The following is a 344-nucleotide window of genomic DNA, read 5'->3' on the forward strand; positions in this document are numbered from 1 at the left end:
CCCGTTCCCATATGATGATGATAAGCTACTTTAATACCATATTTAGCAGCAATTTCTCCATAATGATTCAAGCCCTTGCATAATTCGTCCCATTCTTGATCAGTGAAATAAGGCTTTTCGGTAAAAATATTTTTGGAATCTGATTGTTGAATGGTATATGTTTGTTCCGATACAACAGCAATTGGTGCATTAACAGCCTTCAAAAATTGACAATGCTTTTCAAATGCCGCGCTCGCTTTTTCGATTCCATCCCGAATAATAAAACTACTAAACCATTGACCAGCAATCTTCAAATTACGTAATTTCAGTTCATAATTTAACTTTTCTGGTCCAGGGAAAAAGCC

The 344-nt window shown here is 35.8% G+C and carries 1 protein-coding gene; it reads right to left on the reverse strand.

The annotated features are described in order from the left end of the window. Nucleotides 1-344: IolE/MocC family protein (locus LB941_RS12385; RefSeq protein ID WP_507161420.1), on the reverse strand; the 344-nt coding region annotated here is incomplete at both ends.

The organism is Ligilactobacillus ubinensis (assembly GCF_024160875.1).
Classification (GTDB): domain Bacteria; phylum Bacillota; class Bacilli; order Lactobacillales; family Lactobacillaceae; genus Ligilactobacillus; species Ligilactobacillus ubinensis.